At 70.9% G+C, this 16397-nt stretch carries 15 protein-coding genes; 5 read left to right on the top strand and 10 right to left on the bottom strand.

Annotated features, from left to right (window positions below; genetic code table 11):
- Positions 1 to 67 precede the first annotated feature (67 nt).
- The 9 genes from der to ACTVCO_RS08825 all read right to left on the bottom strand — a co-directional run bounded on the left by der (position 68) and on the right by ACTVCO_RS08825 (position 9003).
- Positions 68 to 1591: a ribosome biogenesis GTPase Der gene (gene der, locus ACTVCO_RS08865; RefSeq protein ID WP_443728060.1), complete on the bottom strand. Its 1524-nt coding sequence runs from the start codon at positions 1589 to 1591 to the stop codon at positions 68 to 70.
- Between the two features lie 78 nt (positions 1592 to 1669).
- Positions 1670 to 2356, bottom strand: coding sequence for a lysophospholipid acyltransferase family protein (locus ACTVCO_RS08860; RefSeq protein ID WP_443728059.1), 687 nt, complete (start codon positions 2354 to 2356; stop codon positions 1670 to 1672).
- A 20-nt stretch (positions 2357 to 2376) separates the two neighbouring features.
- Complete coding sequence (gene cmk, locus ACTVCO_RS08855; protein ID WP_443728058.1) at positions 2377 to 3093, bottom strand: (d)CMP kinase; 717 nt, start codon at positions 3091 to 3093, stop codon at positions 2377 to 2379.
- A gap of 62 nt (positions 3094 to 3155) precedes the next feature.
- Positions 3156 to 4310, bottom strand: coding sequence for a pseudouridine synthase (locus ACTVCO_RS08850; protein WP_443728057.1), 1155 nt, complete (start codon positions 4308 to 4310; stop codon positions 3156 to 3158).
- Entirely contained in the window at positions 4307 to 4990 is a 684-nt protein-coding gene (gene scpB, locus ACTVCO_RS08845) for an SMC-Scp complex subunit ScpB (RefSeq protein ID WP_443728303.1), read from the bottom strand. The genes ACTVCO_RS08850 and scpB overlap by 4 nt, the downstream gene beginning before the upstream one ends.
- Before the next feature lie 2 nt (positions 4991 to 4992).
- Positions 4993 to 5988: a segregation and condensation protein A gene (locus ACTVCO_RS08840; RefSeq protein WP_443728056.1), complete on the bottom strand. Its 996-nt coding sequence runs from the start codon at positions 5986 to 5988 to the stop codon at positions 4993 to 4995.
- 5 nt (positions 5989 to 5993) lie between these two features.
- Positions 5994 to 6809 carry a ParA family protein gene (locus tag ACTVCO_RS08835; protein WP_443728302.1) on the bottom strand — a complete coding sequence of 272 codons (816 nt, stop codon included), beginning with the start codon at positions 6807 to 6809 and terminating at the stop codon, positions 5994 to 5996.
- 150 nt (positions 6810 to 6959) lie between these two features.
- Positions 6960 to 7943 (bottom strand): tyrosine recombinase, encoded by a 984-nt coding sequence (locus ACTVCO_RS08830; RefSeq protein ID WP_443728055.1) that lies wholly within the window; start codon positions 7941 to 7943, stop codon positions 6960 to 6962.
- A 34-nt stretch (positions 7944 to 7977) separates the two neighbouring features.
- Complete coding sequence (locus ACTVCO_RS08825; protein WP_443728054.1) at positions 7978 to 9003, bottom strand: heme o synthase; 1026 nt, start codon at positions 9001 to 9003, stop codon at positions 7978 to 7980.
- Positions 9004 to 9227: 224 nt separating this feature from the next.
- Between ACTVCO_RS08825 and tkt the strand changes: the two genes are divergently transcribed.
- The 5 genes from tkt to pgl all read left to right on the top strand — a co-directional run bounded on the left by tkt (position 9228) and on the right by pgl (position 15936).
- Positions 9228 to 11342, top strand: a complete 2115-nt coding sequence (tkt, locus tag ACTVCO_RS08820) for a transketolase (RefSeq protein WP_443728053.1) — start codon at positions 9228 to 9230, stop codon at positions 11340 to 11342.
- 152 nt (positions 11343 to 11494) lie between these two features.
- Positions 11495 to 12634, top strand: a complete 1140-nt coding sequence (gene tal / locus ACTVCO_RS08815; RefSeq protein ID WP_443728052.1) for a transaldolase — start codon at positions 11495 to 11497, stop codon at positions 12632 to 12634.
- Positions 12631 to 14187, top strand: a complete 1557-nt coding sequence (zwf, locus tag ACTVCO_RS08810; RefSeq protein WP_443728051.1) for a glucose-6-phosphate dehydrogenase — start codon at positions 12631 to 12633, stop codon at positions 14185 to 14187. Before tal ends, zwf begins: the two co-directional genes overlap by 4 nt.
- A 61-nt stretch (positions 14188 to 14248) precedes the next feature.
- Complete coding sequence (locus ACTVCO_RS08805; protein ID WP_443728050.1) at positions 14249 to 15160, top strand: glucose-6-phosphate dehydrogenase assembly protein OpcA; 912 nt, start codon at positions 14249 to 14251, stop codon at positions 15158 to 15160.
- Complete coding sequence (gene pgl, locus ACTVCO_RS08800) at positions 15157 to 15936, top strand: 6-phosphogluconolactonase (protein ID WP_443728049.1); 780 nt, start codon at positions 15157 to 15159, stop codon at positions 15934 to 15936. Before ACTVCO_RS08805 ends, pgl begins: the two co-directional genes overlap by 4 nt.
- A 95-nt stretch (positions 15937 to 16031) precedes the next feature.
- On the opposite strand, the gene ACTVCO_RS08795 is transcribed toward pgl, so the two are convergent.
- Entirely contained in the window at positions 16032 to 16379 is a 348-nt protein-coding gene (locus ACTVCO_RS08795) for an RNA polymerase-binding protein RbpA (RefSeq protein ID WP_443728048.1), read from the bottom strand.
- Between the last annotated feature and the right edge of the window lie 18 nt (positions 16380 to 16397).

Here is a 16397-nt window from a genome sequence, read left to right as displayed (position 1 = left end):
GCGACCTGACAACGTGCGAGGCCGGCGGCTGCAGATGCAGCCGCCGGCCTCGAGCCCCATCGAAGGGTCAGTGCGTGTGCTTGCGCTTCTCGCGCACGCGCACCGAAATCTCGATCGGCGTGCCCTCGAACCCGAACGTCTCACGCAGACGACGTTCGATGTAACGGCGGTAGCCCGCCTCGATGAAGCCCGACGCGAAGATGACGAAGCGCGGCGGGCGCGTCGAGACCTGCGTAGCGAACAGCACGCGCGGCTGCTTGCCACCACGCAATGGGTGCGGGTGAGCGGCGACGAGCTCGCCGAGGAACGCGTTGAGGCGCCCCGTCGGGATGCGACGGTCCCAGCTGCTCAGCGCGGTCTCGAGCGCCGGCACGAGCTTCTCGGCGTGCCAGCCGGTCTTCGCCGAGATGTTGACGCGCGGCGCCCACGGCACCTGAACGAGGTCGCGCTCGATCTCACGCTCAAGATACTTGCGGCGCTCGTCCTCCATGAGGTCCCACTTGTTGTACGCGATGACGAGCGCGCGTCCAGCATCGATGACCTGCTGGACGACGCGGATGTCCTGCTCGGACATCTCGACGGAAGCGTCCATGAGGACGACCGCGACCTCGGCCTTCTCGATCGCTGCCTGCGTGCGCAGCGACGCGTAGAAGTCGGCGCCCTGCGTCTGGTGGACGCGACGGCGGATGCCCGCGGTGTCGATGAACCACCACGTGCGGCCCTTGAGCTCGATGAGCTCGTCGACCGGGTCACGCGTCGTGCCAGCGGTCTCGTCGACCACCACGCGGTGGCTCCCGGCCACCTTGTTGAGCAGCGAGGACTTGCCGACGTTCGGACGCCCGACGAGGGCGACACGGCGCGGCCCGTCGGGACGCGCGACACCGTGCTGGGTCTCGCGGGGAAGCTTGCGCATCGCGGCGTCGAGCAGGTCGCCCGTGCCGCGCCCGTGCAGGGCCGAGACCGAGTGGGGCTCCCCGAGCCCCAGGCTCCACAGCGCAGCCGCGTCGGCCTCGGCACGCGGGCCGTCGACCTTGTTGGCCGCGAGCACCACGGGCTTGCCGGCCCGGCGGAGCAGGCGCACGACGTGCTCGTCGGTTGCCGTCGCACCCACGGACGCATCGACGACGAAGATCACGGCGTCGGCAAGGTCGACGGCGACCTCGGCCTGACGTGCCACGGCTGCGTCGATGCCCGCGACGTCGGTCTCCCACCCGCCTGTGTCGACGAGCGTGAACTGCCGCCCGGACCACTCGGCCTCGTAGCTGACGCGGTCACGCGTCACGCCCGGCTTGTCCTCGACGACGGCCTCGCGACGGCCGAGGATGCGGTTGACGAGCGTCGACTTGCCGACGTTCGGACGCCCCACGACCGCGAGCACGGGCAGCGCCTTGGCAGCCTGGATCGCTTCGAGGTCGGAGTCGTCGAGGCCGAGAAGGGAGAGGTCCTCCTCGCCAAGGTCGTACTCCTCGAGCCCTGCGCGCAGGGCGTGGGCGCGCTGGGCGTCGTCCTCGACGTCACCCACGAGCTCAGAGGCGATCTCCTCCTGCGGGGCGTCGTCGGGGTCGGGCAGCGTGTGCTCGGGAGTGGTCATGACACCTATTGTCCCAGGCTCGGCGCCCTTGCACGACCGTGTGGAACGTCGGGCTCACCACACGGTCACCCGAGAGGGCTATTCCGGGGTGTGTCGAGGGAGCTCGGGCCGCACCGGGTCGTCGTCCGGGAGTGACATCCCGGTGCGCTCCATGGCGCGCTCGAGCGTCGCCCGGAGCGCGTCGGCCACGAGCAGCGAGCCCGCATCGAGCGCCGCGCGACCGCTCATGCCCGGCTCGCGCGTCACTGTGAGGGGTGCTCCCATCTCGACGACGAGCCGCGACCGCAGGCGTGGGAGCGAGCCGGTCCCACGCCCCGTCCGGCGGGTCCCCAGGATCGCCACGGGGACGACGGGCGCGCCCGACGCGAGCGCGAGCCACACCGCTCCTCCGCGCAGCTCACCGACGTCACCGCGTCCGCGGCGACCCTCGGGGAAGATCCCGACGACGTCGCCGCGGGCGAGCCGCGCACGCGCCAGGGCGAGCGCGGCCCGGCCACCCACGGTGTCGACGGGAATCTGCCCGGCTGCGCGCAGCACGGCGCCGCTGAGCCCGCGGAACGCGGCCTCCTTGACGAGCAGGTACGTGGGACGGGGCGAGGTCCCGAAGAGCAGCGGACCGTCGAGCACGCCGAGGTGGTTCGACGCGAGGATGACCGGCCCCTCCTGCGGCACGTGATGGGCCCCGCTCACGTCAGCCGCCCACAGAACACGTGCGATGAGCCAGCCCAGCAGCCCTGCCTTGCGTGCATCTCCCGCCAGGGTCACGTCCGGCGTCCCGCTCGCGCTCATGCCGCGGGACGGGTGCCGGTGAGGCGTGCGACGACGTCCAGCACCGCCTCGATCGTCTGCTCGAAGTCGAGATCCGAGGAATCGACCGTGACGACGCCATCGGCAGCGACCTGGAACTCGACGACGGTCGAGTCGTCACGGTCGCGGCGCAGGACCTGGTCACGGGTCGCCTCGATCGCGTCCGCGCCGGCCTCGCCGTGAAGCTCCGTCGCGCGCCGCGCCAGGCGTGCTTCCTCGCTCGCGGTGAGCAGGATCCGCACGTCGGCGTCGGGGGCGACGACCGTCGTGATGTCGCGGCCCTCCGCGACGATGCCGCGGCCCGCGGAGAACGCGTCGGGAGAAGCCTGCGCGGCGATCGCGTCACGCTGCAGCCGACGCAGCTCCTCGCGGACCTCGAGGTTCGTCGCGACGGCGCTCACGCGCTCAGAGATCCACGTCTCGCGGATGTCGGCGCGCACGTCGGCACCGTCGACCGCGAGCTGCTCGACCGTCGGGTCGACGCCCTGCGCGATCGGCATGGCCCGCACCGCCTGGGCGACCGCGTCAGCGTCCGCGAGGTCGATCTCTGACCGCAGGCACCACCACGTCGCGGCGCGGTACATCGCGCCCGTGTCGAGGTACGCGAGGCCGAGGCGTCGCGCCACCTCCCGGGACACGCTCGACTTGCCGGAACCGGAAGGGCCGTCGATGGCGATGACGACGAACTGAGGCACGATGCACTCCAAAGGTGGTGCTGGCGGCTCGCCAGGCGATGCGGTGGGCGGCGCAGGACGGGTCAGAGCCCGACGGCCTTCATGAGGGTGCCGAGCTCGACCTGACCGAGGATGCGGTGACGCCCCGGCGGCAGGTCGCCCAGACGGATCGGGCCCATCTGGGTGCGCACGAGGCGCGTGACGGGGAACCCGGCCACGTCGAGCATGCGGCGCACGATGCGGTTGCGCCCCTCGTGCAGAACGACCTCGACGAGGCTTGCCTGAGGTGTCGAGTCGAGCACCTGGAAACGATCGAAACGGGCGAAGCCGTCTTCGAGGTCGACCCCGTGGACGAGGGACTCCCCGATCTTGGGGGTGATCCGCCCCTGAACCTCGACGACGTACGTCTTGTCGACGCCGTAGCGCGGATGCGTGAGGCGGTTGGCGAGCTCGCCGTCGTTCGTGAGGAGCAGGAGCCCTTCGGAGTCGTAGTCGAGACGACCGACGTGGAAGAGCCGTTCGGACCGGTTGCCGAAGAACTCCGCAAGGCTGCGACGCCCCTCGGGGTCGTCCATCGAGGAGACGACGTGCTTGGGCTTGTTGAAGACGATCGTCACCTTCTCGGTGTCGAGCTCCAGCCGCAGTCCGTCGACGTGCACGGACTGGTGGGCAGGGTCGATGCGCACCCCGAGCTCGAGGACGATCTGGCCGTCGACCTCGACGCGGCCGTCTTCGATGAGGCGTTCGCACGCGCGTCGCGAGCCGAGGCCGGCGTCCGCGAGGACCTTCTGGAGGCGGATGCCGTCAGCGACGTGCACGTCGCTCACGGGTGCGGGACGCACCCGTTCGACCGGCGCCCTGCGCTCGCCGACGGGAGCCGCGTTGCGCTGGCCGCGTGCCGGAGAGCTCGGACGACCCGGGCGTCCGCCCTGTTGCCCGGTCCGCTCCCCCGGCCGACCGCCACGCCCGGCAGGCGCCCCGCCGCGCCCGGCGGGCGCACCGCCACGTCCCGCAGGTGCACCGCCGCGCCCGGCAGGCGCTCCGCCGCGTCCCGCGGGCTGGCCTCCGCGACCGCCCTGGGGTCCGCCGCCCGACGCACCGCCGCGGCCGCCTCCGCGACCGTCCGACGCGCCTCCGCGCCCTGCCTGGCCGCCGCCCTGGCCGCGACCTGCTCCGCGGCCACCCCCGGCACCGCCGGTGTTGCCGCGTCCGCCGCGACCCGTGCTGCTGCTGCTCACTGCTGCTCCTCGTTCTGGATGGTCGACCCGTTGCCGACCTGGTGTGCCGCTGCGCCACTGCCCCACACTTCGTCGAGACCATCAAGGTCCGGCAAGAAGGGCGCGAGCGGCGAAAGATCCTCGAGCGAGGTAAGTCCCATACGCTCCAAAAAGGAGCCGGTCGTCCCATACAGATGAGCGCCCGTCGTGGGGTCCGTGCCGACGTCGTCGACGAGACCTCGCGCTACCAGGGTACGCATGACGCCGTCAACGTTCACACCACGCACCGCCGAGACCTGGCCACGAGTGACAGGTTGCCGGTACGCCACGATCGCCAGAGTCTCGAGCGCAGCCTGGCTGAGGCGCGCCGACTGACCCTCGAGCACGAAGCGACCCACGACGTCGGCAAACACGGGCGAAGAGAACAGTCGCCAGCCTCCCGCGACCTCGCGCAGGACGAAACCCCGTGGGGCGGCAGGGTCGCCGTACTCGGCCACGAGGGCCTCGAGCAGGCTCGCCACCTCGGCGACCGGCAGTCCCGTCGCAGTGGCGAGCCTCACTGTGCTCACCGGCGTCTCGACGACCATGAGCACAGCCTCGAGTGCCGCACGCGGCCCTCCCGGGAGGGTGCGGACGTCGACCGCGGGGCCGAGTTCCGCGTCGTCCTCGGCGGCCGGAGCGGTCTCAGGCTGCGGGGGCATGGTCACGTGGGCGCTCCTTCAGCGAGGACGACGACAGCCGCGCCAGACGGGTCGATGCCAGGTGCGGACACGCCATCCCACTCGTCGAAGGCGATCGAGGCGACGGCCTCCTCGGCCGCACGCTCGTCCCTCCCCCCGAGCCAGCGCGCCGTGAGCTCGCCCAGCGCACCCGCCTGGTCGAGCGCGACAGCACCGTCCCGGAACAGCTCGAGCAAGGCGAGAAACCGCACGACGACGACGAGCGTGCTCTCCGCGTCATGCGTGAGCGTCCGGAACGAGACTGTTCCCGCCCGACGCAACCGCTCGACAAGCGCGGCAGCCTGGTCGCGCACCGACACGACTGAGCCGTGCAGGTGCGAGGTGTCGACGCCCACGGCGGGCGCCTTGGGCGTGAGCGCTCGCGCGGCGAGGAGAGCAAGATCCTCGGGTCCGAGCGTCCAGACCAGGTCGGGCAGCAGCGCTGCGTGCACGGGTTCGAGCCCGACGGCGCGCGGGACGCTCAGCGCCTCGCGCGCCAGCCGCTCGGCAAAGGTCCGCGACACGTCCTTGTACGCGCGGTACTGCAGCAGGCGAGCGAACAGGAGATCCCGGGCCTCGAGCAGGTCGAGATCTTCGGCATCGTCGACCTCCCCCGCCGGCAGGAGCCGCGCGGCCTTGAGGTCGAGCAGCGTCGCTGCGACGACGAGGAACTCCGACGCGGTCGACAGGTCCCAGCCGCGAACGGTACGTCCCTCGATCTCGGAGGCACGGACCGCGGCATCCTGAGCGCGGATATACGCGATGAACTCGTCCGTCACGCGTGCGAGCGCGACCTCGGTGATGTCGAGGCGGTGCTTCGAGATGAGCGACAGCAGGAGATCGAACGGCCCCTCGAAGTTGTCGAGACGGACGTGGAAGGCACCATCGCCCTGATCGCCACCTTCAGGCAGCCCGATCGCCGGTGCTCCCTCACCCGTGAGCGTCGCGTCTGCGCCGCCCGCCACCGCGTGGGGCGTCACGCGACTCAGGCGGCGTCGCCGCGCGCGATGAGCTCGCGCGCCAGCTGCCGGTAGGCGTGCGCACCCGCGTGCGAGGGCGCATACGTCGTGATGGGCTCCGCCGCGACCGACGCGTCGGGGAACTTCACCGTCCGCGAGATCACCGTGTGCAGGAGGTCGTCGCCGAACGCTTCGTGGACGCGCTCGATGACCTCGCGCGCGTGGAGCGTGCGCGCGTCGAACATCGTCGCGACGATGCCGTCGACCTCGAGACGCGGGTTGAGGCGGTCCCGGACCTTCTCGATCGTCTCGATGAGAAGCGCCACACCACGCAACGCGAAGAACTCGCACTCGAGCGGGATGAGCACACCGTGAGCGGCCGTGAGGGCGTTGACGGTGAGCAGCCCGAGGGACGGCTGGCAGTCCACGAGGATGACGTCGTAGTCGTCCAGCACGGGCCGCAGCACGCGCGAGAGGACAGACTCGCGCGCCACCTCACCGACGAGCTGGACCTCGGCTGCTGAGAGATCGATGTTCGCGGGGAGCACGTCGAGGTCGGGGACGGACGTCGTCCGGATGATCTCCGTGATGTCCGCCGACCGCTCCATGAGGAGGTTGTAGATCGTGCGGTCGAGCTCGTTCGCGTTGACGCCCAGGCCCACCGAGGCGGCCCCCTGCGGGTCGAAATCGACGACGAGGACCCGGCGGCCCAGCTCTGCGAGGGACGCACCGAGATTGATGGTCGTCGTCGTCTTGCCGACGCCACCCTTCTGATTGCACATCGCGATGATGCGCGCAGGGCCGTGACCGAAGAGCACCGCAGGCTCGGGGAACCGTGGCATGGGCCGTCCGACGGCGTCCGTCGCGTCGGTCGTCGTCGTGCTGGTCGCGGGTTCCTGGCTGCTCACGGGACCACGGTAACGCAGTGATGGCCACCAAGAACGGTGCCACGCGGCCCGCTGCGCCATCGGCTCACGTGATCTGGCCGCCGCCTAGGCGAGCGCGCGCGGATGCGACGTGAGGTACATCTCGCGAAGAGCGTCGGGCGTGACGAGCGTATAGACCTGCGTCGTCGTCACCGAGGCATGTCCGAGCAGCTCCTGGACGACGCGGACGTCGGCACCGCCCTGCAGCACGTGCGTCGCGAACGAGTGCCGCAGGGTGTGCGGCGAGATCTCATGGGCCTGTGCGAGACCCGCGCGCTCCGTCGCCTCGCGAAGCACGGTCCACGCGCTCTGCCGTGAGAGGCGCTTGCCCCGCGCGTTGAGGAAGAGCGCGGGCGTCCCCTCGCCACGATCTGCGAACAGCGGGCGGGAACGCACGAGGTAGGCCTCGATCGCGTCCCGTGCGTAAGAACCCAGCGGAACGACCCGCTCCTTGCGCCCCTTGCCGAAGAGCCGGACCGACGAGCCGCGGTCGTCGAGGTCGATGTCGTCGAGATCGAGGCCGACGGCCTCCGAGATGCGCGCACCGGTCGCATACAGAAACTCGAGCAGCGCGCGGTCACGCAGCGGCCGCTCGCCCTCCCCGGCGCCCGCGGCCTCGAGGATCGCGAGCACGTCGTCGACGGGGATCGCGCGCGGGAGCCGGCGCGGCCGGGCGGGGGGTGTGAGACCCGACGCCGGATCAGTCGCCATGAGCCCCTCGGCCTCGCAGAAGCGCATCCACCCGCGCACCGAGGCGACGGCCCGAGCCGTCGACGACGCGGCCAGCGGCGCACGACCATCGGCTCCGGTCCGGACCACCTCGACGTAGCCCTCGACCACCTCGCGGGTGAGCTCGGCGGGACCGGACACGCCCTGGCTCGCGACGTGCGCGGCGAAGCGCTCGAGGTCGCGCCCGTAGGCGCCCAGCGTGTTGGCCGTCAGGCCACGCTCGACCCGGAGGTGCGCCAGGTAGCCAGCGAGCGGCCCAGCAAGGCCACGCGGGACGTCAACGCCCTCGGGCGTCGCATCGGAGCCGTGCGCACTGTGCATCGTCCCAGGCTACGCGGCACCGTCCGCGTGCACGTCAGAAAGGCAGGAGGACGTCGGCGACGATCGCCACCGAGATCAGGGTGAGGTACGTGATCGACGCGTGGAAGACACGCATGGCGCGTGGCTTGCCGAGGTTCGGGTCGTTGAGACGGCGCAGCAGCATCACGCACTCGAGAAGGAACCACGCACCCAGCACGATCGACGAGATGCCGTAGACGAACGAGAGCCCGCCCACGGGCCACAGCGCGACCGAGCAGGCGATCATCGCGAGCGTGTAGAGGACCATCTCCGTCGCGACGCGACGATCGCTCGCGACGACGGGAAGCATGGGAACCCCCGCGTTCGCGTAGTCCTTGCGGAACTTCATCGACAGCGGCCAGTAGTGCGGCGGCGTCCAGAAGAACACGACGCCGAAGAGCAGGAACGGCGCCCAGCTGAGGCTGTTCGTCACCGCTGACCATCCGATGAGGACGGGCATGCAGCCCGCGACCCCGCCCCAGACGATGTTCTGGGACGTGCGCCGCTTGAGGATGAGCGTGTAGAAGACGACGTAGAGCAGGATCGCCCCGAGGCCGAGCGCCGCCGAGAGCAGGTTGACGAACGCCGCGAGCCACACGAACGAGAGGATCCCGAGGGCGGCAGCGAAGATCTGAGCACCCAGGACCGATGCCTGACCGGTGACGAGCGGACGCTTCTTCGTCCGCGTCATGACCGCGTCGATGTCGCGGTCGATGATGCAGTTGTAGACGTTCGCGCTCGCAGCAGCGAGCGTTCCGCCGAAGAGGGTGTTGAACGCGAGCAGCAGGTCCGGGACACCGCGCTGCGCCAAGAAGAGCGTCGGGATCGTCGTGACGAGGAGGAGCTCGATGATCCGCGGCTTCGTCAGTGCGACGTACGCGCCGACCGTTCCGCGCCAGGTCCCCTGCGACGTCGCAGGAACGGCGGTGGTGGCCGGGGTCGGGGAGTGCACGCGGGATCGAGTCCGTTCGTCGTCGTCCACACCGAGGGGCAGTCGCGGGATCGCGGGGCCGATGGTCCCGGTGTCGGTGGTGGCCCCCATGCTAGTCCCGAGCAGCCTCGCTGGGTGGTGCCCACCCACGTCAGATGCGCCACAGCGCGGCAACCGCGCCCCGTGGGCGTCCGCCCGGCACGACGCAGGTGCCCACGGTACGGATCATCGACCGCCCGACGCGCTCGAGGGAACTAGGCTGGACACGTCGAGCCCAAGACCACCACCGTCACGATGATGTGGCGCGCTCACGCGTGCCACAGGAAAGAGGTCCGGTGAACGCGTTCACCCCCGCCCACCCCTTCGCGTGGAACGACCTTGACCGACGCGCCGTCGACACGGCGCGCGTCCTCGCCGCCGACGCGGTCGAGAAGGTCGGCAACGGGCACCCCGGCACCGCCATCTCGCTCGCCCCGGTCGCCTATCTGCTCTACCAGAACTGGCTGCGTCACGACCCCGCAGACACGACCTGGCTCGGCCGCGACCGCTTCGTGCTCTCGGCCGGTCACTCGAGCCTCACGCAGTACATCCAGCTCTACCTCGGCGGCTTCGGCCTCGAGATCGAGGACCTCGAGTCGCTCCGCACGTGGGGCTCCCTCACGCCGGGCCACCCCGAGGTCGGCCACACGAAGGGCGTCGAGATCACGACCGGGCCGCTCGGCCAGGGCCTCGCGTCCGCGGTCGGCATGGCCATGGCCCAGCGCCGCGTCCGGGGTCTCCTCGACCCCGAGGCTGCCCCGGGTGAGAGCCTCTTCGACCAGCGCGTCTTCGTCATCGCCTCGGACGGCGACCTCCAGGAGGGTGTGACGAGCGAGGCGAGCTCGATCGCGGGCACGCAGGAGCTCGGCAACCTCGTCGTCGTCTGGGACGACAACCGGATCTCGATCGAGGGCGACACGTCGATCGCGTTCACCGAGGACGTCGCAGCGCGCTACGAGGCCTACGGCTGGCACGTGCAGGACGTCGACTGGACCGCCGGAGGCGAGTACCGCGAGGACGTCGACGCGCTCAATGCTGCGATCGCTGCCGCGGTTGCCGAGACGACGCGCCCGTCGTTCATCCGTCTGCGCACGATCATCGCGTGGCCGTCTCCGACCAAGCAGGGCGACCACGCCTCGCACGGTTCAAAGCTCGGCACGGCCGAGATCGCCTCGCTCAAGGAGCTCCTGGGCTTCCCGACCGAGCGTGCCTTCGACGTCGAGGCCGAGGTCATCGAGCACTCGCGCGCCCTGCGCGCGCGCGGAGCCGAGGACCACGCTGCCTGGGACGCGCAGCTCGCCGAGTGGCGCGCTGCCAACCCCGACCGCGCGGCCCTTCTCGACCGCCTGTCCTCACGCGTGCTCCCTGAGGACTGGGCCACGTCGCTCCCGGTCTTCGAGGCCGGCACGAGCGTCGCGACCCGCGCCGCATCGGGCAAGGTTCTCACCGCGCTCGCTGGCGTGCTGCCCGAGCTCTGGGGCGGCTCGGCCGACCTCGCGGGCTCGAACAACACGACGATGTCTGGCGAGTCGTCGTTCCTCCCGGCCCACCGCTCGAGCCACGAGTTCGCGGGCGACTCCTACGGGCGCACGCTGCACTTCGGCATCCGTGAGCACGGCATGGGTGCGATCCTCGCGGGCATCTCCCTCTACGGCCTCACGCGTCCCTACGGCGGAACGTTCTTCCAGTTCTCCGACTACATGCGTGGCGCGGTGCGCCTGGCGTCCCTCATGGGAACGATGGCGCAGTGCTCCCCCACGTACGTGTGGACGCACGACTCGATCGGTCTCGGCGAGGACGGCCCGACGCACCAGCCCGTCGAGCACCTTGCCGCAACCCGCGCCATCCCGGGCCTCTCGATCGTCCGCCCCGCGGACGCCAACGAGACCGCTGCCGCATGGCAGGCGATCCTCGAGCGTGACAACGGGCCGGTCGGCCTCATCCTCACGCGCCAGAACGTCCCGACGTTCCCCCGCGGGACCGACGGCTTCGCTCCGGCCGACGGGCTCGCACGAGGCGCGTACACGCTCCGCGACGCGACGGGGGGCGCACCCGAGGTCGTGCTTCTCGCAACCGGCTCCGAGGTTCACCTCGCCGTCGCCGCTCGCGAGATTCTCGAAGCCGAGGGCACGCCGACGCGTGTCGTCTCGGCACCCTGCCTCGAGTGGTTCGACGAGCAGGACGAGGCGTACCGCGAGTCGGTTCTCCCCGCTGCCGTGCGCGCCCGCGTCTCGGTCGAGGCCGGCATCGCCCTCAGCTGGTACCGCTACCTCGGCGATGCCGGGCGCGCGGTCTCGCTCGAGCACTACGGGGCCTCGGCCTCCGCCGAGAAGCTCTTCGAGGAGTTCGGCTTCACCGCGGAGAACGTCGTCGCCAAGGCACGCGAGTCGATCGCGGCAGCCACGCGCTGACACCTGCACCACCCCAGCCCGGTGCGCGACCCCCACGGTCGCGCACCGGGTCTCAGCACCTCCGCGACGCGGAGCGTGCCACGCAGACCCGGCCGCTGCGCCCAGGCCGACCCGCGACGTCGGGTACACGTCGCAACTTTCGAGGAGCAGCCATGAGCGCATCCCCTCTCCACCACTTGTCCGCGTCCGGCGTCGCCATCTGGCTCGATGACCTCTCGCGCCCACTCCTCACCAGCGGCGGCCTCGCCGACCTCGTGAGCGAACGCTCCGTCGTCGGTGTGACGACCAACCCCACGATCTTCGCCGGCGCGATCTCCGGGTCCGAGGCCTACGCGGCCGACCTCGCGACGCTCGCGGCCGCAGGCACGGGCGCCGAGGCCGCGATCACCAAGCTCACGACCGACGACGTGCGCTCTGCTCTCGACGTCTTCGCGCCCGTGCTCGAGAGCACGGGCGGCCGCGACGGGCGCGTCTCGATCGAGGTCGACCCGCGTCTTGCACGCGACACCGCCCAGACGATCGCCCAGGCCGCCGAGCTCTCCGCAACCGTCGACCGGCGCGGCCTGCTCGTCAAGATCCCGGCGACGGTCGAAGGCCTCGCTGCCATCGAGGCAACCATCGCGGCCGGCATCTCCGTCAACGTCACCCTGATCTTCTCGATCGAGCGCTACCGCGCCGTCATCGATGCGTACCTCACGGGACTCGAGAAGGCCCGCGAGGCAGGTCACGATCTCGCCGAGATCCGCTCGGTCGCGTCCTTCTTCGTCTCCCGCGTCGACTCCGCGGTCGACCCGCTGCTCGACGCGAGCGACGACCCGCGCGCCGCAGGCCTGCGCGGCACGATCGCGCTCGCCAATGCGCGTCATGCCTACCAGGTGCACCTCGACACGCTCGCGTCCGAGCGGTGGACCGCGCTCGCAGCCTCAGGCGCGCACCCGCAGCGGCCGCTGTGGGCCTCGACGGGCGTCAAGGACCCCGCGCTGCCCGACACTCTCTATGTCGACGCGCTCGTCGCCGAGGGAACCGTCAACACGATGCCGCGCGCAACGCTCGACGCGGTCGCCGACCACGGCACGACCGCGAGCGGCACGACCGACACGATCACCCCAGCCATCGGCGACGCTCTCGATCGCCTCGCGCTCCTGCGTGAGATCGGGATCGACCTCGACCACGTCACCGCCACCCTCGAGGCCGAGGGCGTCGCCAAGTTCGTCGCGAGCTGGGACGACCTGCTCGAGACCGTCGCGGCTCAGCTCTCCCGTACCGCACCATCCCAGGAGGACCCCCAGTGAGCCCGACCGAGGTCACCGCCGAGCACAACCCGCTGCGCGACAGCCGCGACCTGCGCCTGCCTCACATCGCTGGTCCGTGCAGCCTCGTCATCTTCGGCGTCACGGGCGACCTTGCCCGCAAGAAGCTCATGCCTGCCGTGTACGACCTCTCGAACCGCGGCCTCCTTCCGCCCGGCTTCGCTCTCACGGGCTTCGCCCGCCGCGACTGGGACGACCAGGACTTCACGCAGGTCGTCCACGACGCCGTCAAGCAGTACGCACGCACGCCGTTCCGCGAAGAGGCGTGGCAGCAGCTCGCCGAGGGCATCCGCTTCGTCCAGGGATCCTTCGACGACGAGTCTGCGTTCGAGGAGCTCGCACGCACGGTGAGCGAGCTCGACGTCGAGCGAGGGACCCGCGGCAACCACGCGTTCTACCTCTCGGTGCCGCCGAGCGCCTTCCCGACCGTGTGTCGCCAGCTTGCCAAGTCCGGTCTCTCGCGGTCGCAGGACACGAGCGAGGAGATCAAGCCGTGGCGGCGCGTCGTCATCGAGAAGCCGTTCGGCCACGACCTCACGTCGGCTCGTGAGCTCAACGAGGTGGTCTCCGAGGTCTTCGACCAGTCGTCGGTGTTCCGCATCGACCACTACCTCGGCAAGGAGACGGTTCTCAACCTCCTCGCCCTGCGCTTCGCCAACCAGATGTACGAGCCCATCTGGAACAACCACTACGTCGACCACGTCCAGATCACGATGGCCGAGGACATCGGCATCGGCGGCCGCGCCGGCTACTACGACGGCATCGGCGCTGCACGCGACGTCATCCAGAACCACCTGCTCCAGCTGCTCGCGCTCACCGCGATGGAAGAGCCCGCGTCGTTCGCCGCGGACGACCTCGTCGCCGAGAAGATCAAGGTGCTCTCGGCGTGCCGGGTGCCCGAGGACCTCGACGCGCACACCGCACGTGGTCAGTACGCGGCCGGCTCGCAGGCGGGCGAGGAGGTCAAGGGCTACCTCGACGAGGACGGAACCGACCCGGCCTCGACGACGGAGACGTACGCGGCGATCCGCGTCGACATCGACAACCGTCGCTGGGCTGGTGTGCCCTTCTATCTTCGTGCCGGCAAGCGGCTGGGACGACGCGTCACCGAGATCGCCGTGGTCTTCAAGGCGGCCCCGCACCTGCCCTTCGACTCGAGCGAGACGAGCGACCTCGGCAACAACGCGATCGTCATCCGCGTCCAGCCCGACGAGGGCGTGACGATCCGCTTCGGAGCCAAGGTCCCCGGAACCGCGATGGAGGTGCGCGACGTGACGATGGACTTCGGCTACGGCCACGCCTTCACGCAGTCCTCCCCCGAGGCGTACGAGCGCCTCATCCTCTCGGTTCTGCTCGGCGAGCCGCCGCTGTTCCCCCGGCACGAGGAGGTCGAGTTGTCCTGGCGGATCCTCGACCCCATCACGGCGCGCTGGGCCGCAGAGGGCAGCCCCGAGGCCTACCGTTCGGGCACGTGGGGCCCCGCCTCGGCCGACGAGATGCTCGCCCGCGACGGGCGCGTCTGGAGGCGTCCATGACCCTCGTGATCACCCCCATGACCCCGGGCGCCGGGTGCGCCCCGACCGAGGAGCGCACCGCGTGATCATCGACCTGCCGGCGACGACGACGACCGCCGTCGCCAAGAAGCTCATCAAGCTGCGTCAGGAAGGCGGAGCCGTCGCGCTCGGTCGTGTCCTCACGCTCGTCATCGTCACGGACACGAACTCCACGACCGAGGCGATCGACGCCGCGAACGTCGCCTCCCGCGAGCACCCGTGCCGCATCATCGTGCTCGCGACGGGCCAGACCAACCACGGTGTCGACGCAGAGATCCGCATCGGCGGCGACGCGGGTGCGAGCGAGGTCATCATCCTCACCGCGCCCCCAGAGGCGTTCGCGCACGCGGACACGCTCGTCATGCCGCTCCTGCTGCCGGATGCGCCGATCGTCGCGTGGTGGCCCCGTGAGGCCCCAGCCAACCCGGGCGCGGACGTCATCGGCGCGATGGCCCACCGTCGCATCACCGACTCCTACCGGTCAGCCGACCCGCGCACGGCCATCCGAGCGCTCGCCGAGAGCTACCGTGCGGGCGACACGGACCTCGCGTGGACTCGCACGACGATCTGGCGCGGCCTTCTCGCCTCGACGCTCGATCAGCCACCCTTCGAGCCCGTCACGCGAGTCACGGTCGCGGGCCAGGACGACCACAGCTCGCTCGACCTGCTCGGCGCCTGGCTGGGCGAGGAGCTCGACTGCGAGGTTGACGTCGTGCGGACCCCGGGCGCCCAGGCGGTCACGTCAGTGACGCTCACGCGACCCTCGGGTGACGTCACGCTCGCCCGCCCCTCGGGCAAGGTCGCGGTGCTCTCTCAGCCCGACCAGCCCGATCACCGCATCGCGCTGCCCGTCCGTCAGCTGCACGAGTGCATCGCAGAAGAGCTGCGCCGCCTCGACGAGGACGAGATGTACGGCGAGGTTCTCACGCGGGGTCTGGCACGGGTGGCGCGATGACCGCCACACGCACCGTCGTGGTGCACCCCGATGCGCGAGCGCTCGCCATGACGACGGGAGCGCGGCTGCTCCTGCACATCGTTGACGCGCAAGCCGTCCGCAGCCCCGTTCACGTCGTTCTCACGGGCGGCACCGTCGGCATCCAGCTGCTCGCCGAGGCCGCAGCCAACCCCGTGCGCGACCTGGTCGACTGGGCGGGCGTGCACGTCTGGTGGGGCGACGAACGCTTCGTCGACGCGTTCGACGGCGACCGGAACGCACGTCAGGCACGGGAGGCGCTCCTCGACGCCCTCCCGCTTCCCGAGGCGAACATCCACGAGATGCCCGCCGCACGAGGCGACGCGCCCGCGTTCGGGCCTGACGAGGCCGCGTCCGAGCATGCCGCCGAGCTCGCGCGCTTCGCCCCTGCGGGAGCCTCGACGCCCGAGTTCGACGTCGTGCTGCTCGGCATGGGACCCGACATGCACGTGGCCTCGCTCTTCCCGGGCCACCCGGCACGCGACACCGCGGGCGTCGCCACGGTCGGAGTCCACGACTCCCCCAAGCCCCCGCCCCTGCGAGTCTCGCTCACGTTCGACGCGATCAACCGGGCGCGTGAGGTGTGGGTCGTGGCCGCGGGCGCGGAGAAGGCCGACGCCGTCGCGGCGAGCCTTGCGAACGACCCGGTCTCGTCCGCGGCGCACGTCCACGGGACCGAGCGCACCCTCTGGCTCATCGACGCCGCGGCCGCTGCCTCCGGCGTCGGCCTCGCCCCCGGAGCCGCTGCGGGCGCATAGGCGCCCACGTCGAGCGCGCACCGCGGCTCCCTCCCGACGACGAAGGCCGGTTCCCTCTCGCAAGAGGGAACCGGCCTTCGTCGTGTGCGAAAGCTCTAGCGGCCGCGACGTGCGCGCAGAGCGGCAAGCGCCTCGTCGAGAAGGGCGCTACCGTCCTCGTCGCTCCGCCGTTCCTTCACGTACGCCAGATGCGTCTTATAGGGCTCGTGCCGCACAGGCGCCGGGGGCGCGTCAGCATCGAGACCCGCGGGGAACCCGCACTTCGGGCAGTCCCACTGCGCAGGTGCCTCGGAGGTCGGGGTGACGGCGAACGTCGCGCGCGTCTGGTGCCCGTTGGCACACCAGTACGTCACGGTCCGTCGATCAGCGAAATCTCCCCGTTCGGCTTCGCCCATCGGCCCTGCGCCGACGCGCGATCCGCGAATCGCACTTCCACTTGCCACGTGTGACTCCCCTGTCGT

The organism is Sanguibacter sp. A247 (genome assembly GCF_052324925.1).
Classification (GTDB): domain Bacteria; phylum Actinomycetota; class Actinomycetes; order Actinomycetales; family Cellulomonadaceae; genus Flavimobilis.
Note: the sequence above shows the minus strand (reverse complement) of the source record. Positions and strands in the feature narration are given on the sequence as shown.